Origin of the sequence: Bacterioplanes sanyensis, assembly GCF_002237535.1 — a bacterium.
GTDB lineage: Bacteria > Pseudomonadota > Gammaproteobacteria > Pseudomonadales > Oceanobacteraceae > Bacterioplanes > Bacterioplanes sanyensis_A.
This window is the reverse complement of the sequence record NZ_CP022530.1, coordinates 1,557,985-1,579,414: the sequence shown is the minus strand read 5'-3', so window position 1 is coordinate 1,579,414 and position 21,430 is coordinate 1,557,985. Positions and strand designations below refer to the sequence as shown.

Sequence of the window (21,430 nt, the reverse complement as noted above, 5' to 3'; positions counted from 1 at the left end):
AAGGCTGCTAGGCGACAGAATATGTCGGCTGTTTAGGTGCAGCACTGTCGTGACAGTCGCTCTAATTTTTAAACTCGCTCTCGCGCCCAGGTTTTCCGCGCCTTAGCAGGCCGCCTGAGTTGGCAATGACTGTGCCCGCAGGGGCTGCCCGGATGGCAGCACCAGCCAACATCCTGCCGGGATGCAGGCTGTTGGCGTTGCGGCGACCACAACATTGGCAACGAAGGAGCCACGGTCTGCTCAGCGCGAAGCAGGGAATTCGCCTGTCCGGCGTGAGGGATAAGATCCCTCAAGGAGGGCATAGGGCTTAGCGCTTAGCGCTATACAGCCCTAAAACGCGAGGCTAACCAAATACTCACTTATTATTTGTAAGCCGCAAATATCGAGTATAACTCCCACTCGCTTTAGTGCAGTGCAGCTCAGCGCAATACTTACCCACACCTAGACAGCCCCCTCCCCCACCTTTATCCTGACTGTTTTACTCAGGTTTAGGCCATGCAGATTCCCTTTCGTAATAGCTACGCCCGCTTGCCCGAGCACTTTTATGCCGCCACTCAGCCAACGCCGGTGGCTGAGCCACAGTTAATCGCGTTTAACAGTGCTTTAGCCGAGCAGCTGGGCATTGACGCCCGCCAAGCCAGCGATGAGGAGCTGGCACAGTGGTTTGCGGGCAATCGCCTGCATGAAGGTGCCGAGCCTATCGCCATGGCCTACTGCGGCCATCAGTTTGGTCAGTTAAATCCACAACTGGGCGATGGCCGCGCGCTGTTGTTGGGCGAGGTGGTTGACGATCAGGGCCAACGCTTTGATATGCAATTAAAAGGCAGCGGTCGCACGCCGTTTTCTCGTGGTGGTGATGGCCGCTCACCCATAGGGCCGGTATTGCGAGAGTATTTATTATGCGAGGCCATGCACGCTCTCGGTGTGCCCACCACACGCGCCTTAGCGGCGGTCGCCAGTGGTGAAACGGTTGTGCGTGAGCGGCTAGAACCTGGTGCAGTATTTACTCGCGTTGCCGCCAGCCATATTCGTGTAGGTACGTTTCAATATTTTGCTTTGCGCCGCGATCTCGATGCGTTAAAGACCTTGGCCGATCATGTCACTGAACGACATTTTCCGGAGATTCTTTGCTCGCCAGCAGCAAACAGCGAGCAGCCTTACTTGGCATTATTAAGAAGCATATGCACAGCCCAAGCAGAGCTGATTGCTCACTGGATGCAGCTGGGTTTTATTCACGGTGTGATGAATACCGATAATATGACGGTGAGTGGCGAGACCATCGACTATGGCCCCTGCGCTTTTATGGACACCTATCGCAAAGAGCAGGTGTTTAGCTCTATTGATCGTGGCGGTCGCTACGCCTTTCACAATCAGCCCGCCATTGGCCAATGGAACCTGGCGCGCCTAGCCGAAACACTATTGCCATTAATCAGCGACGATGAGCAAACGGCGGTAGCATTAGCAACAGAGTGTCTAGAGCAATATTCACAGCGCCACCAGCAAGCCTGGCTGACCGGCATGCGTCGCAAGCTGGGGTTGAGCACAGAGCATGATGGTGACAGCGCCCTGGTGGATGACCTATTGGCACTACTGGAGCAAGGCGAGGTCGATTACACCTTGTTTTTCCGCCGTTTATCTTGGCTTTGTGGCGAGGATGAAAACAACGATGCTTATCGCCAGGTAGCTGAGTTGTTTAATCACCCGGAATTATTTAACGACTGGCATGTGCGCTGGCAACAGCGCCAAGCGCAAGACGCACTGTTACCTGAGCAGCAACAACAGCAAATGCTGGCCACGAACCCCGCCTATATTCCACGCAATCACAGAGTCGCTGAGGTCATTAAAGCCGCAGAAGAAGACGGCGATTTACGCCCGTTTCATAAGCTGCTAGAAATCATTACTCAGCCGTTTGATGAACAGCCAGAGCACCTTGCCTACCAGCAACCACCGGCCGAGGGTGAGAAGGTTTTAAAAACCTTTTGTGGTACATAAAGAAACGGGCGCTTAAGCGCCCGTTATCGTGTGATCGTTTTAATATTACTGACAACCACTGTGCGGCGTATTTAATACCACATCGGCAATATGCTGCTGGTAACCTTCAGCGGTGATGGCTTGTGTACCATTAATACCGGCATTTTCACCAATCATGTAGGTTTCTGATAGTGGAATACCAACGTTGGCAAAAGCTTCGGCATCGGTATCGGCATTACCATACGCACGCACAAACTCAACACCGGCGTCTTGCATGGCCTGCATCACTTCAGTTTTGTACTGCGCGGTTTCAAACAAGCCTTGCTGATTGGCGAAGGTGGTGCGCAGGGTAAAGTCTGGCAGGTTTAATGTGTCACGCAGCCAACGACGAGTGCCTTTGGCGTACCAGTATGTACGAGCGGTCACAAACACTGGGTGATAGCCGCGGTCGATGTATTCCTGCACCAGCTGGCCTGCCGCTGGGCGCGGGTCTGCCGCTTCGATGCCGGTGTAATCCAGAATTTGTTCCAGGTCGCTTTTGGTCAGGGTTTCATCAATATCAAACACTACCGCTTTGCGGCCCGCCTCAATGGCGGTTAAATACACGTCGGTGTAGCTTAAATCGCCCAGCACCACCATGCGCACCACATATTGGCCTTCCTGCTGGCCATCCACTGGAACAAAAATTTTACCATCATTATTGGTGGTAAATTGCCCCAGATATTGCCAATCGTCTTTGCCGCTGCCGGTGATAAACGCCTGCACCTCTTCACCTTCTAAGTCTTTATGAAAGACGGCGCCATAATCAAATTTACCGACCAAAGAGGTGGCCTGGCCGGCACTGACGATTTTGTCATGGCCCATGTGGAACGGTTTATCCAACGCCAACAGACGGTTGCCAAAGGATTTGAAGTCTTGCTGAGCAGGAAAGCTAAATGCCGGGGCCTGCTGCACCGCACTGTAGTCGGTACAGGCAATGATGCCATCGTTAATAACGTCGATATCATCGCCGTTGGCGTCACCAACATCCTTAGGGTTGGTCATGGCACAAGCGCCGATGGAACCAGTGGCTAACACGGAGGCCAACGACCAGCGCAGCAGTGATTGAGACAGTGAGAATCGAGACATAATTATAATAAGCCTATATTGCTAGGGTTTACTGTGGGCGAAATAAGCACGTTTTTGCCAAGGTTATTTCGCTAGAATGGATGAACGCACAATGCCTTCAATACATGAACGAGTGATGACGATTCTGTTTCATCCTGCACACTTCAGCGAACTTGATCGCTGGCGGCAAGTGCCAAACAGGCCAGCCAGCGAAGCTGACGCATTCCGTGTTAACGCTGGCATGTGCCTGATTTGTGCACAAGCCATGCAACGGCCGTATGCAACCAGTCGCCTAGCGACTACAATCGAGCTGACCAACCAGACAGGATTTCACCATGACCTATCCTCGCGACTTAATCGGCTACGGCCAAACTCCCCCTCAGGTCTGCTGGCCGGGCAAAGCCAGAGTGGCGCTGCAGTTTGTGATTAATTACGAAGAGGGCGGCGAAAACTGCATTCTGCACGGCGATGCGGCATCGGAGGCGTTTTTGTCTGAGATCGTCGGCGCCCAGGCGCTCGAAGGTGTGCGCCATATGAACATGGAATCCATCTACGAATACGGTTCACGCTCAGGCTTTTGGCGCCTACATCGTCTGTTTACCGAACGCCAGATGCCCGTCACAGTATTTGGTGTGGCCATGGCCATGGAGCGCAACCCTGCTGCCGTCGATGCCATGCTGGCTGCCGATTGGGAAATTGCCTCCCATGGCCTGCGTTGGATCGACTATCAGTACGTGCCAGAAGACGTTGAGCGCGAGCACATTCGCCAGGCGTTGGACATTCATAAGCGCCTTACCGGGCAATACCCAGAGGGCTGGTACACCGGGCGCATGAGCCCTAATACACGGCGCTTAATTTGCGAAGAAGGTGATTTTCTTTACGACGCCGACAGCTACGCCGATGAGTTGCCTTATTGGATCGAGGAAAACGGCAAACCGCACTTAATCGTGCCCTACACCCTGGATGCCAACGATATGCGTTTTGCTACCAACCAGGGATTTAACAGCGGCGAGCAATTTTATCAGTACTTAAAAGACAGCTTTGATGTGCTGTATGCCGAAGGCGAGCATAGCCCCAAAATGCTCAGCATCGGTTTGCACTGTCGGCTGGTAGGCCGACCAGGTCGCGCTGCCGCACTGATGCGGTTTTTAGATTATGTGCAGCAGCATGATCAGGTTTGGGTGTGCCGGCGTGCCGACATTGCCCGCCATTGGCGTGAGCATCACCCTGCAGCCTGACACTTTAAATATCGCTACGCAGCAGCGCCATTGACAATGTATCCAGGTATGAGCCGTTGACATACACGGCTTGGCGCTGGCGCCCTTCAAGCTCAAAACCGAAAGATTGGTATAACGCTACGGCGCCGTCATTATTCGCGTGTACCGACAGCTCGATACGAACAACGTTGAGCCAGTTAAAGCAAAAATCCAATAAATGCTGTATTAATAGCCGAGCCACACCACGACGCCTATAGTTACTTGAAACCGCCAGGCCAAAGGAGGCAATGTGTTTTATTCTGGGCTTGGCGGCGTTACGGATGCATAAATGCCCCATCACATTGCCATCGTCATCACAGGCCACAAAGTTGTGTGCCATGTGATTTAAGGCACCTCTGAATAATTCGGTGCCCGCTCTGGATCGCCAGAGGGCTTCAGATCACGCAGCCGGCTTGCCGCTCTAGCAAGGCTACAGCAAAAATCGGCGACACAGAGCTGGAGTTCTCTGACGCTCCCCGCAGGGCGCGGGCGGCAGGCCTCCATAACATCGTTGGCGATGTTGAAAAGGGCTGGCCATTTCCTACCATCACCGCCTTGTTCTGAAAGCCTGACGCACTCGCGCAGAGCTGTGCAGAATTATTCAGAGGTGCCTTACCTATCAAACTCAGCTCGCGACATGGACGGCAAATAGGCGTTGTTGGCCAACACGTCCGGTTCTAAATAGATGCGATACAAGGCGTCTGCATCAGTGTCTTGAAAGGGGCGAACCTTCATGCCTGCCTCTCTAGCCAATGATCACGGCTTAAGCCATATACGGCGTGATCGACCACCCGACCACTAATGTTTTCTGCCCGACTGATAATGCCTTCTAGGGTAAAGCCTAAGCGTTCACACACCGCACGACTGGGCTGGTTCTGCTCAGCCGCAGAGATCTGTACTTTTTGCATGGCAAGATCATTAAAGGCCATGTGAATGAGTGCGGCCACAGCTCGACTTACGATGCCTTTACCTTGATAGCCCTGGTGCAGCCAATAGCCAATTTCGACTTTTTTAAGGCCATGGTTGATGCTGTTAAAGCTGATGTTGCCGACCACTTGCCCTAAATACAGAATGGCGCAGGTCAACGATTTGCCATCGGCATAATCATGCAGTGAGTTTTTAATAAACTTCAGAAAAAAGGCTTCGCCATCTGCCAACTGTGGCCAAGCCAGCCACTGTGATAAATACTCTCGCTGCTGCTCAACTACTGCCCAGTATTCTTTGGCAAAGCTGGGCTGAACCAGTGCTAAGGTGATTTCGTCATCGACTATCTTGCTAAACATTCTATTCCTTGATGCTGATCTGTGATGGCAATAAGAGCTTTGCCATCAACCATTCATTAATAGTGTTGCCATTTATTTTTATGCTACCACGCTTTAGGCCTTCTTTTTCAAAACCCATACGCTGATACAAAGCGATGGCTGCTAGGTTGTGCTCCATCACGGTCAGCTCCAAACGATGCAAGCCTTGCTTTTCAGCCCAAGCTTGCATGTGTGTCATCAGCTGTGTGCCGATGCCTTGAGCTGCCCAGGCCTGACTCACACCAATCACACAGTTGGCAACATGGCGATTACGCTGCCAGGGGTTGCCGATGCAAGCCACAAAGCCCAGCAATTCAGAGCCATGTTCTGCAACAAAAATGCGTTGATTATGACTTTGATTAAAACGCTGCAAGGCCAGGGCTTGATCGTCTAGGGTTGTGGGCCGCTCGCCCGGCTCAAACAGCATAAGCTGAGTTTCTTGATCTAGTTTTTGGAACAAATCAATCAGAGCCTGAGCATCACGCTGCTCTGCCGTTCGAACAACCACTGTCATGGATAGACCTTATCAAAATGCTCTAATACCAGCTCAGAGTCTTCAGTAAACTTGATACCTATTTCCTCCGCATACTGGCTAAAGAACTTAACATGCGCATCGCGCCACCATTCATAACTGCCATCACCCTCGCCTTCTGCGGCGGCAAATTCAGGCCCCACTTGATTAAAGGGGGAAATAGTGACCTTGCTGGTGCGAATAATACACACCGGCTGCTGGCTCCAGTTCAGGACCAGAGTTAAGCGCCCCACAGATGGTAACGGCTCATTTTCGATCTCATACGCCGATTTTAAACTGCAGGTGGCTGTCTTTTGGCCAATATTGATCAGCCGGGCGCATTCATTGGCGTTATATTCATCGGCGCAAAAGTGCTCAGCCACTATTTGCGTAGCCGGTGGCTGCTGATCTGCAGGTAGCTGATCAAGATATTGCTGCAAATACTGTTGCTGCTCTGGTGTCATGGTGCTTCTAGCCGAATTTGGTAAAGATAATTGTCACTGCTGTATAGAGCTTTTCTGCCAATATGGGTAAAGCCTAAGCGTTGCAGCAGTTGATTGGAGCGCTGGTTGGTTGGCAAGGTGACAGCCTGAATAGTCTCTAGCGCTAGGTTCTGCGCTGCCCAGTTCAGAACGGCAATACAAGCCTCATGGGCGTAGCCCTGGCCAGCGTATTGCTGCAGTAAGGCGTAACCTAAATCTGGATATTCAAGTTCCGCGCGTATCACCAAGCCGCACATGCCGATGGCCTTGGCCGTGTGTTTATCTTCGAGCAAATACAAACCAAAACCATAGTGCTGATAACTGGCCAGTAACTTGTCGTTAATATAAGCCTCAGCATCGGCTATGGTGCGCAACTGTTTGTCGCCAATATTGTTAATAAAGGCGTCTTCATTAAACAGCTGTAAAATGGCCTCGGCATCGGCTAACTGATATTCACGAATGTTTAGCCGCTCGGTCTGACAGATGATGCTCATTTTAAGGCTCCTGAGTCATCAGGCCATCATTGGCCGCTTGCTCCAGCTTGGGTCGTATCACTTGCCAAAGCGCATCGCTGCCTTTGCCAATGCGAGTATTAACCGCCAATACCTGCTCTAGGCTAATGCCATGCTGCTTCCAACTGTGGCCATCACCATGCAGGTTGTGCAACAACGGCGGCACACGATCAATCGCACGAGCGTACTGCGAATCCTTGCTGTCACCGGTTTCGAATTCTACCCACAAGTCCAGCAACGGTTGGCGCATCTCTTCGGATAATAACGCCAATAAACGTTCCACACCTTGCTGCTCCAGCTGTTTATTTTCGACGGTTTCACTGGCGTAAATAATGGTGTCGCCTGCATCGATTTCGCCCAGGTCATGAATCAACAGCATCTTCATCACCCGCTCAATGTCGATATCTTCATTGGCATAGTCTTTAAACAGAAGTGCGGTTAAGCAGGCATGCCAGCTGTGCTCAGCGGAATTTTCATAGCGATCAAGCCCCACTGGTCGGGTTTTGCGCTGCACATCTTTCAGTTTCTCAATGGCAATGACAAATTCCAAAACTCTTTCAATATCATTCATAATTAACGATAAACTCTTACCGATTGTGCATTAAAGTGCCATCGAAAAATGATGACTGGCAATCTTGAAACCTTCACGCAAGTAAAACTTATGAGCAGTAAAGCGCTGTACACCCGAGTCAAGATGCAGCTGCTGACAGTGCTGGCTGATCGCGTATTGTTTCAGCCAATCAAGAAGACGCTTGCCCATGCCGGCAGAGCGATGCTGATCGCTGGTGACCAGGTCATCGACATACAAGTGTTTGCCCCAGGCTAACTTTTCACCGATGTAAAACCCGGCCACAGCCACCACTTCGCCGTGCCGTTCGACATAGGCCAGCTGGTAGCCTTGTGACTGCTGCTTATTAATTTGCTCGCTCATGGCTTTTTGACTGTAAGCTGGCCGTAGCTGGCGCAACAAGGCATACACGGCATCTTTTGGCCCGGTTGCTGATAACAATTGCAGGGTTATTTCTGCATGGTTTTCAGTTGCTGTTGTCATTATGACTCCGCTTCAACTTGATACCACTGCAACGCTAACGCTTCGTGGTGTTGGACAAACTCATTTTTGTAATCGCAATAGAAGTCCATGTCATTGTTGCACAGCTGTGCCGCCTGCAGCTTTAACTTGCCGTAGTCCTCAGCAATAGACGGATGAGCTCTGAGGTAGTCGCGAAACGCCAAATGACGGACGGCAGCGCTTGAGCCCGTTTCGAATGCGTGTACATGATGCGTGCGCTGATGCTGGCTACTTTTTCGAAAATACCGCCGACCCGGTATGCCAAACTCGCCTTTCACTTCATAGCCAAGTCCTTGCATGGCGTCAGACTCATCGTCGAGTGCCTTAAGGTCATGCACTTGCAGCTGTATGTCGATAATGGGCTTCGCCGCCAGCCCCGGTACTGAGGTACTGCCGATATGCTGCACAGCATGCAGGTTACTTGCCGTTAGGACGTCGGTTATTCGTTGTGCTTCTTGCTGAAACATCTGCGGCCATGCCGGATTGGCTGCGACCACGGTAAGAATTCGCTGAGTCATTGTGTTTTAAGGCTCTATCAATTTTTTAATCATTAGCTGGCCGCGCTTGGCATCCACCTCACCACGGGCGCTCCAGCCATTTTTGTGATAAAAGCGTTCGGCACGGCCATTGCCAGGAATCACACGCAGCATGGCTATTTCACAGCCAGCCTGGCGCAACCGGCACGTCACTTCATCATGCATGGCTTGGCCAGCCCCCGAGCCACGCATATCAGGGGTTAGGTAAAAGAGGTTAATATAACCCATTGATTTACCATCTTCGCTGGTCAAACCAGAGCGAAACTCCAACTGACCAATACAATGTTGATGCGAGAATACGTGCAAAAACTCATTGGGATAATCGGCGGTCAAATGTTCAAACCAGCGCTGAGTATCATCATCACAATAGCCCTCCAAGCTGCCGAAGCTGACTTGCCAGGTGTCACGGCGAAACGCCAGACAGCGCTCAAGATCTTCGGCCAGATTCACTGGGCGGTAAGATAAATCCATGTATAAGGCACCTCCAAATAATTGTGCACAGCTCTGCACGAGTGCAGCAGACTGTTAAAACAGGACAGCGATTGTAGGAAATTGCCAGCCCTTTCAATATCGATATCGCAGTTATAGGAGCCGACCGCCCGCGCCCTACGGCGAGCGCCCGAGTGGGTACCAAATGATTCCCAGAGCGGGCACCAAATTATTCAGAGGCGCTTCAACTCTTGAACTAATTTAGGCAGCTGCTCAAAGTGTGAGCAGACGCGATCGGCCTCGACGCAGTGCTCACCAAAAAATCCCGGTATATAGACAGTTTTCATGCCTGCTTGGTGAGCACCTTGAATATCAGCAATGGGATTATCGCCCACAAAAATAGCCTGCGACACGGGCACATCTAAACGCTCGCAAGCGAGTCGAAAAATAGCCGCATCGGGTTTTCTCAGTTCCACCGCTTCAGAGACAATGACCACATCAAAATACTTGCACAGCCCCAGGGCCTGAAAGTTACGCTCTTGAAACGGTGTTTTACCATTAGAAATCAGGCCCAAGCGATACCCCTGTTGATGCAGTGATTTGATCGCAGCGCTGACACCCGGCTTTTCTTGGCAGAAGCCTGAAAAACACAACTCGTAACTGCTCAGCAGTTCCTGCATCGACCAGCCTTGAATCGCAAACTCGTCGGTCAACTGTTGATAAACCCGATCTTTCCAAACCCGGCCATTATCATCCAGCTCCACAAAACGATCACAAAACTGCTGGGCATGGTTGATCTGGTTGCGCAACATGCCAGTGGCCTGCCACAGAGCAAACTGCTTAAGCGAGGCTGTGCGATCCAGTAGGGTTTCATCCAAATCAAATAATACAGCGCGTTGTTCAGATGACTCAGCGACAGGCTGCATTAATCTTCCTTGTCATTGTTCACTAAGGCTTTAGCACTCTGCCCCAGTGAATCAACATCGATGCCTTGCTGTTGCAATAATTTTTCAAACAGCGGCAGAAGCTCACCCAGGCTTTCTTGCAGGGTATCGCGCACGGTATCCACCACCACTTGGGTGCCACGCTCGATTTCAACGTTAATCAAGCTGCCGGCTTGTTTATCTTCAAAGGTCGTCATGCGACGGGTTTCGGGAATCAGCCAGACTTCAAACCAACCTTGCTGTTTATCCACTTCCGCCAAGGTCAGGCTGGCACCGTTTAAGGCAATATAGCCTTTGGGGAAGATGTAGCGCTTCCAGGCATCCGGCAACGCAAAACGAATGCAATAATTGTCTTCTACCTGACGCACGTCCAGCACCTCGGTATTAAAGTCGACATGACCCGACAACGGATGGCCGCCAATTTCGGCGCCGTCTTTGGCCGCACGCTCGACATTGACGCGGTCACCCTTCTGATATTGGCTTAAGGTGGTAATGTTCAAGCTTTGCAGCATGACATCAAATTTTACCCGCACCTCAGACAGCAATTCCGTCACTGTTAGACAAACGCCATCCACCGCCACGCTGGCACCAATTTCTAGCTCATCACAAAAGCCGGGCTCAAAGTGAATCACAAAAGTACGAATGCCTTGGTGGTCTTGAACGTCTTCCAAAGTAGCGACGGACTGCACGATGCCGGTAAACATAACTTCTCCACGGAATAGATGCTGACAGAGTGCGTATTTTGCTACAGGGCTGTGGTCTGCACCAGCCAAGGATCCAAATGTGCGTGGATCAGTGTGTTGAGTGGCTTCCTGCCTTCCTTCTAACTTCGCGCGCCTTCTCTAGGCCTTTCCTAGCCCTCTCCTAGCCATCTCCCACGACGGCCTGTACTAACTGTTGTAGCACCGCATCGCCGCCCTGTTGCAAGGCCTGCTGATATAACTCGTATACCTCAGCATCGTGCTGCTGCAAATAATAAAAGCCCGCCTTGGAGCCTAAGAACCAGCGCTGGCGCAGCTTAAAATAAAATTCTAACAAGTCCGTCAGCAACCAGTGACGCCGATACAAGGACTCAATATCCTGCTGGCGCGAGCGCTGCAGCATTTTGTGGCTCCAAGCAACTATATGCTGGCGTTCATCGACGCTCAAAGGATCTGGGCCTTGCTCAAAGCGCTGCTGCAACTGCTGTAAAAAAGCCTGGCCCTGACCTTGCTGATCGAGCAGTAATTCACCGCCGACAAAGCGTAAAAACTCCTCCCGGCTGGCGTCAGCCTCATGACTGGCATACAACCAGGCGTCCAAGGGCACACCGTCAAACAAGCGATGATCTTTTTTCACATCAGGTGCTAGGCAAAAACAGGCGATATCAATATCACTGCTGGCAGTGGCATCACCCCGAGCAATGGAGCCATATAAAATTATAAAATCGGGCTGATGCAGGCGAGCCAGTTCTTCGGCCGCACTCAAAGCGATGGTTTTCATGGCTGTCCTTAAAGAGAGTCCCTAAAGAAAAACGGATAACTGCGAAACTTTGGCAAACCCCGGTGCGATGATTGTGCAGAACCGTCTGAGCTAGTGTCGGTAGAAAAAAGCTGACGACAGGCGCCTCGAAGTTGGCGCCTGTACATAGGGGAGAAGCGCTAAGGCTTTAAGTGATCGGCCACCAGGAACGCCATTTCCAATACCTGATCGGCATTGAGACGCGGATCGCACTGAGTGCGATAGCACTGGGCCAGATCGTCTTCGCTGATTTGATAAGCACCGCCCGTGCATTCGGTGACGTGCTGACCTGTCATTTCCAGATGAATACCGCCGGCATGGCTGCCTTCGGCGCGATGCACATCGAAGAACTCGCGAATTTCGCCGATGACATCATCGAAATTACGGGTTTTATAGCCACTAGAGGCCTTACGCGTATTGCCGTGCATTGGATCTGATGACCACACCACATGGCGACCTTCACGTTGCACAGCCTGCACTAAAGATGGCAAGGCTTCACCCAGCTTATTCACCCCCATACGAGTAATCAGGGTTAAACGGCCAGGGTCATTGTTTGGATTCAGCGCGTCGATTAAGCGAATCAGCTCGTCAGGCTGCATGCTCGGGCCGACCTTAACCCCTACCGGGTTATGAATACCCCGGAAAAATTCGATATGGGCGTGGTCCAGCTGACGGGTGCGCTCACCAATCCACAGCATATGGGCCGAACAGTTATAGTATTTGTCTGTGAGGGTATCGACCCGGGTCAATGCCTGCTCATAGTTCAGCAGCAAGGCCTCGTGGGAGGTAAATAGCTGCGTTTCGTGCAGGGTCGGATGGGTATTAGAGTTAATCCCCACCACATTCATAAAGGCCAGGGTATCCTGAATGCGATCAGCTAGGGCCTGGTATTCGTTTTTCAGTGGATTGTTTTCCACAAACGCCATATTCCAACCATGCACCTGATGCAGATCGGCCAAACCGCCTTGAGCAAAAGCGCGCAGCAGGTTCATGGTCGCTGCTGAGCGATGGTAAGCATCCAGCATGCGTTGCGGATCAGGACGGCGCGCTGCTGCGGTAAAGTCGTACTGATTAACAATATCGCCGCGATAACTCGGCAGAGTCACGCCATTGATGGTTTCGTTATCGCTGGAGCGCGGCTTGGCATATTGACCCGCCATACGCGCGACCTTAGTCACCGGGCAATGGCCGGCGTAAGTCATGACGATAGCCATTTGCAAAATGACTTTAAAGGTGTCCCGAATCTTATTGGCGCCGAACTCGCTAAAGGATTCAGCACAGTCGCCACCTTGCAGCAAAAAGCCACGGCCTTGTGCGACTTCACCCAACTGGCGATACAGCTCGCGGGTTTCCTGTGCAAACACCAGCGGAGGGAAAGCGCTGAGCTGCTGCTCTACCTGTGCTAACGCGTCGGGGTCGTCATAGTGAGGTTGTTGCTGGATTGGCAGTGAGCGCCAACTATCGGGTTGCCAGGTCACGGTATGTCTCTTGTACTGCTGTTCATGATGGAATCCGACACTATAACTCAAGCGCACGCATTGCAATGCGTGTGTGCAGGTAAGTAGCGATGCGCTACGAATGGCTGGCCGTACCTAGGCTGCCCACAGTGTAGTTCGGCGAAGCTGCTTGCCGCCCCAGCATCCGCGCTGGCTGTCTAACGACCTGCCACTGCTAACCCAATCTACCCCTCTCTCAGCTTATTGCTCTGCCTCTCACACTGCATACCAGCGAGGCCTGACCTCTATTGACTCATCCATTAGTAGTGTTGAAAAGCGCGCTCACATTGCCGACTGTGACAGTCTTTCATACCGGTCTTTCATGGCGCAAGGAATCGCATATGCCGCACCAAGACAGCTATAGCCGTGGCCCAACCGAGCAGCCGCTTTTGAACGTGACGTTGGGCGATTGCTTCGATCACAGCGTTAAGCGCTGGCCCGACAATCTGGCTTTAATCTCACGCCACCAAAATATTTGCTGGAGCTACCGACAGTTGCAGCAGCAAGTTGATCGCTGCGCCCAAGCTCTGCTGGCCATCGGCGTGAATGTCGGCGATCGGGTGGGGATTTGGTCACCGAATAATGCCGAGTGGTGCATTACGCAACTGGCGACGGCCAAAATTGGCGCCATATTGGTCACCATCAACCCGGCCTATCGCCTGCACGAAGTGGAATATGCGCTGCAACAGTCACAATGCTCTGTGCTTATCAGCGCCGACACCTTTAAAGACTCAGACTACAGCGCCATGCTTAATGAGCTGTTGCCGGAGTTGGCGTACAGCGCTCTCGACAGCCAGCGCTTGCCCCATCTGACCACGCTGATCAGCTTAAGCCACACCGCTATGCCTGGCATGCTGAGCTGGAACGGGCTGCTGCAGCTGGCAGATCGCAGCTCAGCCGACGCACTGCGCGCCCGGCAGCAAACACTGCACTGCGATCAAGCCATCAATATTCAATACACCAGCGGCACCACCGGGTTTCCCAAAGGCGCGACGCTCAGCCATCGCAATATTCTTAACAATGGTTATTTGGTCACCGAACAACAAGGTTTTACCGAGCAAGACAAACTGGTAATACCCGTGCCGCTTTACCATTGCTTCGGCATGGTCATGGGCAACATTGGCTGCATTAGCCATGGCGCCACCATGATTTACCCCTCAGACGCCTTCGACCCGAGTGCGGTGCTGCAAACCGTGCAAGACGAGAAAGCCACCGCTTTATATGGCGTTCCGACCATGTTTATTGCCGTGCTGGCGCAGCCGGATTTTGCTGACTACGACCTTAGCTCATTGCGCACCGGCATTATGGCGGGCGCCAGCTGCCCGGTGGAAGTTATGAAGCAGGTGATGGAAAAAATGCATATGCAGCAGGTGCAAATTGCTTACGGCATGACAGAAACCAGCCCGGTCAGTACCCAAACCCAGGCTGACGATCCTGTGGAAAAACGCGTCAGTACCGTTGGTCGCACCCACCCGCACCTGGAAAGCAAAATCATTGATCCGAATGGCGCGCTGGTGGCCAGAGGTCAAATTGGCGAACTGTGCACCAAAGGCTATAGCGTGATGCTGGGCTACTGGAACAATGACGAGGCCACGCAGCAAGCCATCGACAGCGACGGCTGGATGCACACCGGCGATTTGGCCTGCATGGACGACGACGGCTACATCAGCATTGTCGGGCGCAGCAAAGATATGGTCATTCGTGGCGGTGAAAATATCTACCCACGTGAAATCGAAGAGTTTTTATACACTCACCCTGCGGTAGCCGACGTGCAAGTGACGGGTGTGCCGGATAAAAAATACGGCGAGGAGCTGCTCGCTTGGGTCATATTAAAAACTGGCGAAGATATAAACGAGCACACACTGCGTGAGTTTTGCAAAGAGCAAATCGCCCACTACAAAATCCCGCGTTACTTTCGCTTTACCGATGAGTTCCCGATGACGGTGACGGGAAAAATCCAGAAGTTTAAAATGCGAGAGATTAGTGTAGAGGAGTTGGGGCTGGAGCCATAGATCGATGTTTCAAAAACCCCGATAAATCGCTCATTCATCGGGGTTTGATCTTAGATTAATACATCTCACCAGTTTCGGTGTTCTTTAGTACTACACTGGTCACATTGGCCTTTAATCGAGCCTCGCAGTTCTCAACATAGTTCTGACAATACATGCCATTATCATCAATGTAATCTTGGCTGAAGCGAATCACATATTCATACTGATAAGCATCCATCATACTTTCAGCCATATCAGGAGCCATTGGAATTGCTGCATAGAAATCATAGTCTCGATATTCATCAAGGAAAAGCCAGACATTTTCGCGGGTAGCATAGGTTTTGCCTAATGAGTCTAGCCCTGCCAGCTCAAGCTCAATGCTAGCAACATCCAGTTCAACATCACCAATAATCGTAGTGGTTGTATATGTAACCCCTTCTAAGTCATGCGAAAAGTCATCATCCGGCTGAGTTATTCGCAACTCCTGCATTTCTGCGTCATAACCGATTGCATGCAAGCCTGTAAATAGGTAATAACTGTCCTTACTGACTCGATCAACCAGAGTAAAGTCCGGAAGGTTATTAAAAAACTTAGAAACTCTTTCTTCATATTCTGCTTGAGTTTCAAACTCTGATTTCTTTGATGCTTCTTCAATTTTCTTGAATTGCTCAAACAGTGCCTTGCCACTGTCAAGAGAATTACCCGAGGAGGATCCACCACCGGATGAACCACCACAGCCAGCCAGTGCGATGATGGCCGATGTCAGCAAAAGCGAAGAAGAAAAACGATTATTCATTGTTCACATACCTGTGCAATATTTAATCAAAGCGGCTCGTCACGTAATGCCGCTATTTAATAACCAATCAGGTGAGACAAATGAGAGCATCACTATTCCAACTGGCGTGCGAAGACTATCTCCATGGCAACATGGCGTCAATCAAAGCGTCCCTTCATCCCCATATCAACGTTGCTAGGAAAAAGACCCAACTGGGTCTAAATCACCTCAGTTACAGCGATCTAAACAGCCAATTTGGCCCATATAGCTGGAACAGGTCTTGCTCAGCGAATACAAAACGCAGCGAGCGAGATAGCCATGCAAACCACCCGTGCCCGATCGACAACGCGACAATTGCCCAAATCACTATCGACGTCGAGCAGCGATAAGCAGATTGGTGTGGGAAACAAGCACGGGCAGCACAGCCCTAAAACCTTTAATGAAAAAGCCAGCAATCAGCAATCTCACTTGCTGGATCAACAAACAGAGTTTTCAGGCCGCGCCCGGGTGGCTCAAGTGCTGCGCTGGACCAGCACAGCAGCACTGATTGCCAACGACTTGTTTTCTGAGAAATCCACAACCACTAAGCAACGTGCACAACAGGCACGAACCCCTGAAGCGCAGTCCACCGTGATAGGTGGCCGCTTAATGATCGGGACCAATGCCGAAGATGACAGCCATATTCCAGGCCACCTTCAAGCATTGCTGTCGGACGCGAATAAAGTAAAAAGCGTCGTGCAAAATTTCGAGGATCAAAACGAGGGGCTGACCCACCAGCTGCTGTTTGCTGGCTCAGACACCGAACGCACCAAAATTCGCGAGCAAATGCGCATTAACAGCCAGCAATCACGACACTTGTCGCAACTGCATCAGTTTGTCGCAGATGATGGCGTGTTTAATGCTTTTTCACACACCACCCGACAGGAAATTGAAGATCGCTACGTGCAGGAAAACGCCGACACTAATATGTCAGCCAGCAACTACATGAACGGCCTGAAAAGCCGCCAACAAAGCCACTCAGCCATGCTACGCAACTTGCGCTCTAGTTTGCGCGACCAAGGCAGTATCAGCATGGCCAGCAACACCCAAGGCAAACATGCCGAACAGCGTATTATCGAGGATGTTATTGGCAAGCATGACCAAGAAGTCGAAAGAACTAAAATGGCCCGAGGGTTTACTGTATTTTCCACATTGCCAGAGCCTAGCCACCTGGACATGGTCGTTGCCGGAACCAAACCGCCCTGCGCAATGTGCGAAGTCACCGAAAGAGCGAGGCAAAAGGTGGCACAAACGGGACAAGATAATAGCAGTCCACTGGTGATGAAGCGCTATAAAGATGAGCATTATCAATCGGGTAATTTATTTCCGGGCAACTATGTCAATACCGAAGATCAACACGTCCATCAACAGTTGCGTGGCCAGTTTGCCGACAAAGCCAGCTTTCCTAAAACCCGAGTCACAGCACGTAAACGCGCTGACAGCGTTGCCAGTTTTAAAGCATTTAAAGATTTGTGAATCGAAAACCAGGGCTGTTCATTAGCAGCCCTGGCATGACTGACATAAGTCTTATTCTTCAGGCAGCAATACCACATCACGCTGGCCGAAGAACTGAAAGCCGCAGCCTAACGCAACCGCTTTGGACGACAAGTTGTGCGACTGATGGCGATATTGCGGCTCGTATCCTTGCTGATACGCCTCTTTTGCCAAGGCATGAACCACCGCTTTACCCTGCCCTTGGCCACGATACTCAGGCAGAGTTAATACGCCCATATCGGCAATTTTGGAATTGTCCCAAGGGTACATACTGGCCGCGGCCACCAAGCGATCGTCGACAATGGCGCCAAACACACGCCAATGATCCAGCTCGACGTAGGCATCGTCCAAGTCCTGCTCGCTGGCCGATTGTTCAAATGCACCAAACAGCTCGGCATCGTCGCTAGTTAACCGTCGCACGTGTGCGGCTTGTGGGCGATTCAATATGGTGTCACGTTGGCTGACTGGAAAATAATACAGGTTATCTTCACCATAAAACTCCAGCCCTTGCTGTTGCAGGGCAGCCTGTAAACCTGCGCTGGTCAGCGGCCATGGCCCGTGCAATTGCAAACGCTCCGCCATCTCCGGCGTCATGCACAACCATTGCTGATCATCGCCATGCAGCAATTGCATCAATGGGTAAGCAGCATCCGGATGAATGACCACCGACTGTTGCTGGTTAGAGAAAACCATGTTGCCTGGCAAAAAACGCTGCTGCCAGAAGCTGAGAATACTGTTAGAAAATACTGACATAACTAATCCTTTCGTATCGGCCGAAATGCAATCGCGGGAAAGGGAGATGTCGTTGTGAGGTCACGCGTATGCCATAAACACAGCGATACGAGCGGGATCGCGAGACATTCTAACCGCTTCTTTGGCTCGCGCCAGACCAGCTACGCAAAGATTGCGTCAATTGATACGCTGAGGGCATCGGTCTGTTGCACAAGCAAAATCACCGCAGACACCACGCTACACTAAGGCCTGTTAATACCGCTAGATCATTACTGTTGGAGTCATTCTTCTGCAAGACATGCGAAGCGCCGGTTGAACTTCCCTATTCGCGCCTTAATTGAGGAATATTCAGTTCATCCCGGCGTGACCGACACAGTGTTAACAGGCCCCAGCGAACTTTGAACAATTCCATAACGCGATTAACAGCTGACGTCATCCGTCAGCAGCGTGACGTTCACCCAGGGCCAAAATTGGTGATTTAAGCTCGGCCGCATTTATACAGAGCGGTGCCGAACTATGCAGAGGTTTCCATGCTCAGTCGTTCCTGTTGTCAGCCCCAAATTCATGCCTACCAGGCCCATTATGTGGACGCCTTGGTGGATGTGTTTTGTCGTGCGGTGCACCAAATAGATGAGCGTATTTATAGCGAACAACAAAAGCGCGCGTGGGCGCCCATACCGGCAGACAAAGCCTTCTGGCAGCGACGCTTTGCTACGACAAAGCCGTTTGTTGCATTGCTGTATCAGCGCCCAGTGGGCTTTCTGGAATTGGATGCACAGGGTCATATTGACAGCCTTTACGTTGACCCCGATCTGCAACAGCAAGGCATCGGCCGGCTGTTGCTGACACACGCCATTGATCACGCCAAACAACAGCCGCTGCCACAGCTAACGGTGGATGCCTCGCGCTGTGCCAAGCCCTTGTTAGAGCAACAAGGCTTCGTTGAGCAACACACACAAATGCGCCGCAGCTGCGGTACCATGCTGGTCAACCACGTAATGCAAAAAGTACTATGAGTACAATTACAAATCGTTTGCATTAGCTACTAATTTCTTTACTATCGCCACACCGCTGGCACATGGCCCTGGTTCCGGTGTCACGCGCCACGTTTATGGACACCAACAATAGGCACATCACCATGCCCCTGGGAATCTTTATGATCTGGCCGGCGCTGCACCTTATGTATGGCGTTGGCGAACATCGCAGCGACCGCATCCCGCAGCAACGCCGTTACGCTGGTTTGGCGTTTTTACTATTTAGCTTGGCCTGGATGGGGCAGCCCTACGGCTGGGAGCAAGGCACCTTCTATTGGCTGTTTAGCCTGATTGCGTGCGCCGCCATTTTTGTGCAGCTGCGAATCTGGTGGCCGCGCACCGTGGCAGTACTCACCGCCATCAGTGCCGTGGGAGGTGTGTATGTCGGCTTGGTCTGATGGTCAGGGCAATTGGCCACGTCTTAACTCAACCCTCAGTCGCGTCAGCGCGGCGCTGGTCGGCGCACTCATCGCCACCGTGTTACTCACCCTGTGCATCACTTTGTGGTGGCCTTTTGGCGATGAAGTGGAGCAAATTTTCGCCGGTGGGGTGTTCTTTTTCGTTTTTTGGGCCGGCTTCTTTTACTGGGCCTTGCTGGCTGTGGGTGGCTTGCAGGCTTGGCGTCGCATGCTGCTGTTAATGATCGGCTTTGGCCTGATCAATGCCATTCATTTTGTGGGAGGTTAACCATGCAACAGTCCACTCATAAGACCTTGTACAACACCCACAGCTGGATTGGCATCTGGTGTGGCATTTTATTGTTTGTGGTGACCTTTTCCGGCTTGCCAGCCATGTTCGCGCACGAGCTGGAAGTGTGGCAGTCGCCAACGTTGAGTCAGCTCGAAGGCGTCGACACCACACAAATGGAGCGCATTGTTAACAACGCGCAAAGCGATGGTTTCGACTACGACGACTATTTTATCGTGCCGGAATTAGATCGCGGTTTTGTTCAGCTGGTGTACTTTGAAGAAGGCAAAGAGCCGGATATTCGCTACTACGACGCCACCACCCATCAAGCGCTCGCCATCGGCAACTCAGACATGGCCCATGTGCTTGAGCATTTGCACACCGACTTGCACCTGCCCAGCCCGATCGGACGCTATTTGGTCGGTTTGGCAGGCATGGCCATGCTGCTATCCATCATTGCCGGGATTTTAATCCACGTAAAATGGCGCAAAGAGTTTGTGATGTTGCGCCCCAAACGCAGCTGGCGCTTGTTGCTCACCGACCACCATAAACTGCTCGGTTTGTGGACTTTGCCCTTCGCCTTTATTTTGGCATTCAGTGGCACCATCTTGGGCTTGTTAGGCTTGGTGTCGCCCATATTAGCGGTGGCTAAATTTGAAGGCGATGTCGATAAAGCCGTCGCCGCGGTAGTGGGCCCGCAGGCCGAAGTCAGTGGCACCGTCGCACCGCGCATCAGCCTGGATGAGCTGCAGCGCCAAGCACTGATCGTACAACCCGAGATGGACGTGCACTTTATTCACGTCACCGCCGATGGCGATGCCAACGGCTTGGTCAAATTCTCCGGCAATCACGCTGAAAAGCTCAGCAACCTGCAAAACGTGACCTTGCAGCTTCGCGACGGCGAGCTGGTGCATCAATCGGACGCGGCAGAGCGCGGGCCGTTTCAACGTATTTTTGCCGCAGTTACGCCACTGCATTTTGTAATGTTCGGCGATATCGCATTAAAAGCCTTTTATGCCCTGTCGACCCTGGCGCTGAGCCTGATGATTGTCACCGGCAATATGATTTGGTTGTCCAAATTAGAAGCGCCGCACAAACAGCAACGGCCAAAGCCACACCCGCTGGCACGCTTAACTCTGGGCGTGTGCGCTGGCTTGGTCACCGCATGTGCGGCGTTGCTGTGCGCCAACCCATGGCTGCATGGCGCAGGACAGCAAGCCTTGCTAGAGGAAGGTACCTTCTGGCTGGTGTGGCTGATCAGCTTGCTGCTGGCCTTTAGTCCGATCACGCTAAAACGCCAATTGCAGATGCAGTTAAATGTTGCCAGTGCCCTGCTATTGCTGGCGTTGCTCGGCGATGGCCTGATGAATGATCGCTGGTTATGGTACGCGCCTTGGTTAACCGTGGGTGTACACATTGCGCTGTTGGCCTTTGCTGCCATGTTGGCAGTCGCCGGCGCGCTGGTTGGCCGCATGCGACCAGCGCAAGCCACTTCCAAACAGGAGCCAGCCACCGAGGCGCTTGCCACCCCGTCGTAACCTTTGGCATGCTGAGGCGCCGCTAT

24 protein-coding genes and 1 pseudogene are annotated in these 21,430 nt (G+C 51.9%); 8 read left to right on the top strand and 17 right to left on the bottom strand.

From position 1 onward, the window contains the following. The first annotated feature begins 495 nt into the window (after nt 1–495). Nucleotides 496–1,992, top strand: coding sequence for a protein adenylyltransferase SelO (locus CHH28_RS07520; protein WP_094059724.1), 1,497 nt, complete (start codon nt 496–498; stop codon nt 1,990–1,992). Nucleotides 1,993–2,037: 45 nt separating this feature from the next. Here the strand turns inward: CHH28_RS07520 and CHH28_RS07515 are convergent, their stop codons facing one another. Next, a complete protein-coding gene (locus CHH28_RS07515; RefSeq protein WP_094059723.1) occupies nt 2,038–3,099 on the bottom strand; it encodes a lipin/Ned1/Smp2 family protein in 1,062 nt (353 codons plus the stop codon). A gap of 314 nt (nt 3,100–3,413) precedes the next feature. On the opposite strand from CHH28_RS07515, the gene puuE reads away from it, so the two are divergent. Beyond that, complete coding sequence (gene puuE / locus CHH28_RS07510) at nt 3,414–4,316, top strand: allantoinase PuuE (protein WP_094059722.1); 903 nt, start codon at nt 3,414–3,416, stop codon at nt 4,314–4,316. 4 nt (nt 4,317–4,320) lie between these two features. On the opposite strand, the pseudogene CHH28_RS07505 reads toward puuE, so the two are convergent. From CHH28_RS07505 to CHH28_RS07445, 14 genes and pseudogenes are all read right to left on the bottom strand, one after another. Then, nucleotides 4,321–4,689, bottom strand: a pseudogene (locus tag CHH28_RS07505) (GNAT family N-acetyltransferase); the annotation flags it as partial. Between the two features lie 257 nt (nt 4,690–4,946). Then, nucleotides 4,947–5,069 carry a hypothetical protein gene (locus tag CHH28_RS20360; protein WP_269843683.1) on the bottom strand — a complete coding sequence of 41 codons (123 nt, stop codon included), beginning with the start codon at nt 5,067–5,069 and terminating at the stop codon, nt 4,947–4,949. Further along, nucleotides 5,066–5,617, bottom strand: coding sequence for a GNAT family N-acetyltransferase (locus CHH28_RS07500; protein ID WP_094059720.1), 552 nt, complete (start codon nt 5,615–5,617; stop codon nt 5,066–5,068). The genes CHH28_RS20360 and CHH28_RS07500 overlap by 4 nt, the downstream gene beginning before the upstream one ends. A gap of 1 nt (nt 5,618) precedes the next feature. Beyond that, nucleotides 5,619–6,149, bottom strand: a complete 531-nt coding sequence (locus tag CHH28_RS07495; RefSeq protein ID WP_094059719.1) for a GNAT family N-acetyltransferase — start codon at nt 6,147–6,149, stop codon at nt 5,619–5,621. Next, nucleotides 6,146–6,610, bottom strand: coding sequence for an ASCH domain-containing protein (locus tag CHH28_RS07490; RefSeq protein WP_094059718.1), 465 nt, complete (start codon nt 6,608–6,610; stop codon nt 6,146–6,148). The genes CHH28_RS07495 and CHH28_RS07490 overlap by 4 nt, the downstream gene beginning before the upstream one ends. Continuing rightward, complete coding sequence (locus tag CHH28_RS07485; protein ID WP_094059717.1) at nt 6,607–7,122, bottom strand: GNAT family N-acetyltransferase; 516 nt, start codon at nt 7,120–7,122, stop codon at nt 6,607–6,609. Before CHH28_RS07485 ends, CHH28_RS07490 begins: the two co-directional genes overlap by 4 nt. Before the next feature lies 1 nt (nt 7,123). After that, the gene (locus CHH28_RS07480) at nt 7,124–7,711 is read right to left on the bottom strand and encodes an HD domain-containing protein (RefSeq protein WP_094059716.1); all 588 of its coding nucleotides are present in this window, start codon (nt 7,709–7,711) and stop codon (nt 7,124–7,126) included. A gap of 30 nt (nt 7,712–7,741) precedes the next feature. Next, nucleotides 7,742–8,191: a GNAT family N-acetyltransferase gene (locus tag CHH28_RS07475; protein ID WP_094059715.1), complete on the bottom strand. Its 450-nt coding sequence runs from the start codon at nt 8,189–8,191 to the stop codon at nt 7,742–7,744. Continuing rightward, nucleotides 8,191–8,727 carry a GrpB family protein gene (locus CHH28_RS07470; RefSeq protein ID WP_094059714.1) on the bottom strand — a complete coding sequence of 179 codons (537 nt, stop codon included), beginning with the start codon at nt 8,725–8,727 and terminating at the stop codon, nt 8,191–8,193. The genes CHH28_RS07475 and CHH28_RS07470 overlap by 1 nt, the downstream gene beginning before the upstream one ends. A 6-nt stretch (nt 8,728–8,733) precedes the next feature. Next, a complete protein-coding gene (locus CHH28_RS07465) occupies nt 8,734–9,216 on the bottom strand; it encodes a GNAT family N-acetyltransferase (protein WP_094059713.1) in 483 nt (160 codons plus the stop codon). Between the two features lie 191 nt (nt 9,217–9,407). After that, complete coding sequence (locus CHH28_RS07460) at nt 9,408–10,100, bottom strand: HAD family hydrolase (RefSeq protein ID WP_094059712.1); 693 nt, start codon at nt 10,098–10,100, stop codon at nt 9,408–9,410. Beyond that, nucleotides 10,100–10,822, bottom strand: coding sequence for a riboflavin synthase subunit alpha (locus CHH28_RS07455; RefSeq protein WP_094059711.1), 723 nt, complete (start codon nt 10,820–10,822; stop codon nt 10,100–10,102). Before CHH28_RS07455 ends, CHH28_RS07460 begins: the two co-directional genes overlap by 1 nt. Nucleotides 10,823–10,982: 160 nt before the next feature. Further along, nucleotides 10,983–11,600, bottom strand: coding sequence for a nucleotidyltransferase domain-containing protein (locus tag CHH28_RS07450; protein WP_094059710.1), 618 nt, complete (start codon nt 11,598–11,600; stop codon nt 10,983–10,985). A 158-nt stretch (nt 11,601–11,758) separates the two neighbouring features. After that, nucleotides 11,759–13,096, bottom strand: coding sequence for a class II 3-deoxy-7-phosphoheptulonate synthase (locus tag CHH28_RS07445; protein WP_094059709.1), 1,338 nt, complete (start codon nt 13,094–13,096; stop codon nt 11,759–11,761). A gap of 359 nt (nt 13,097–13,455) precedes the next feature. Between CHH28_RS07445 and CHH28_RS07440 the strand changes: the two genes are divergently transcribed. Continuing rightward, nucleotides 13,456–15,126 carry an AMP-binding protein gene (locus CHH28_RS07440; protein ID WP_094059708.1) on the top strand — a complete coding sequence of 557 codons (1,671 nt, stop codon included), beginning with the start codon at nt 13,456–13,458 and terminating at the stop codon, nt 15,124–15,126. 55 nt (nt 15,127–15,181) lie between these two features. Here the strand turns inward: CHH28_RS07440 and CHH28_RS07435 are convergent, their stop codons facing one another. After that, complete coding sequence (locus CHH28_RS07435; protein ID WP_094059707.1) at nt 15,182–15,901, bottom strand: hypothetical protein; 720 nt, start codon at nt 15,899–15,901, stop codon at nt 15,182–15,184. A gap of 297 nt (nt 15,902–16,198) precedes the next feature. On the opposite strand from CHH28_RS07435, the gene CHH28_RS07430 reads away from it, so the two are divergent. Continuing rightward, nucleotides 16,199–17,395: a hypothetical protein gene (locus CHH28_RS07430; protein ID WP_157729814.1), complete on the top strand. Its 1,197-nt coding sequence runs from the start codon at nt 16,199–16,201 to the stop codon at nt 17,393–17,395. A gap of 51 nt (nt 17,396–17,446) precedes the next feature. Here CHH28_RS07430 and CHH28_RS07425 read toward each other — a convergent pair whose 3' ends face one another. Next, nucleotides 17,447–18,166, bottom strand: coding sequence for a GNAT family N-acetyltransferase (locus tag CHH28_RS07425; protein ID WP_094059705.1), 720 nt, complete (start codon nt 18,164–18,166; stop codon nt 17,447–17,449). Between the two features lie 509 nt (nt 18,167–18,675). On the opposite strand from CHH28_RS07425, the gene CHH28_RS07420 reads away from it, so the two are divergent. From CHH28_RS07420 to CHH28_RS07405, 4 genes are all read left to right on the top strand, one after another. Further along, nucleotides 18,676–19,161 carry a GNAT family N-acetyltransferase gene (locus CHH28_RS07420; RefSeq protein ID WP_094059704.1) on the top strand — a complete coding sequence of 162 codons (486 nt, stop codon included), beginning with the start codon at nt 18,676–18,678 and terminating at the stop codon, nt 19,159–19,161. A gap of 122 nt (nt 19,162–19,283) precedes the next feature. Then, on the top strand, nt 19,284–19,577 hold the full coding sequence (locus CHH28_RS07415) for a DUF3325 family protein (protein ID WP_157729813.1): 294 nt from the start codon (nt 19,284–19,286) through the stop codon (nt 19,575–19,577). Then, entirely contained in the window at nt 19,561–19,866 is a 306-nt protein-coding gene (locus CHH28_RS07410) for a hypothetical protein (protein WP_094059702.1), read from the top strand. The genes CHH28_RS07415 and CHH28_RS07410 overlap by 17 nt, the downstream gene beginning before the upstream one ends. A 2-nt stretch (nt 19,867–19,868) precedes the next feature. After that, nucleotides 19,869–21,404, top strand: coding sequence for a PepSY-associated TM helix domain-containing protein (locus CHH28_RS07405; RefSeq protein ID WP_094059701.1), 1,536 nt, complete (start codon nt 19,869–19,871; stop codon nt 21,402–21,404). The last annotated feature ends 26 nt before the right edge of the window (nt 21,405–21,430 follow it).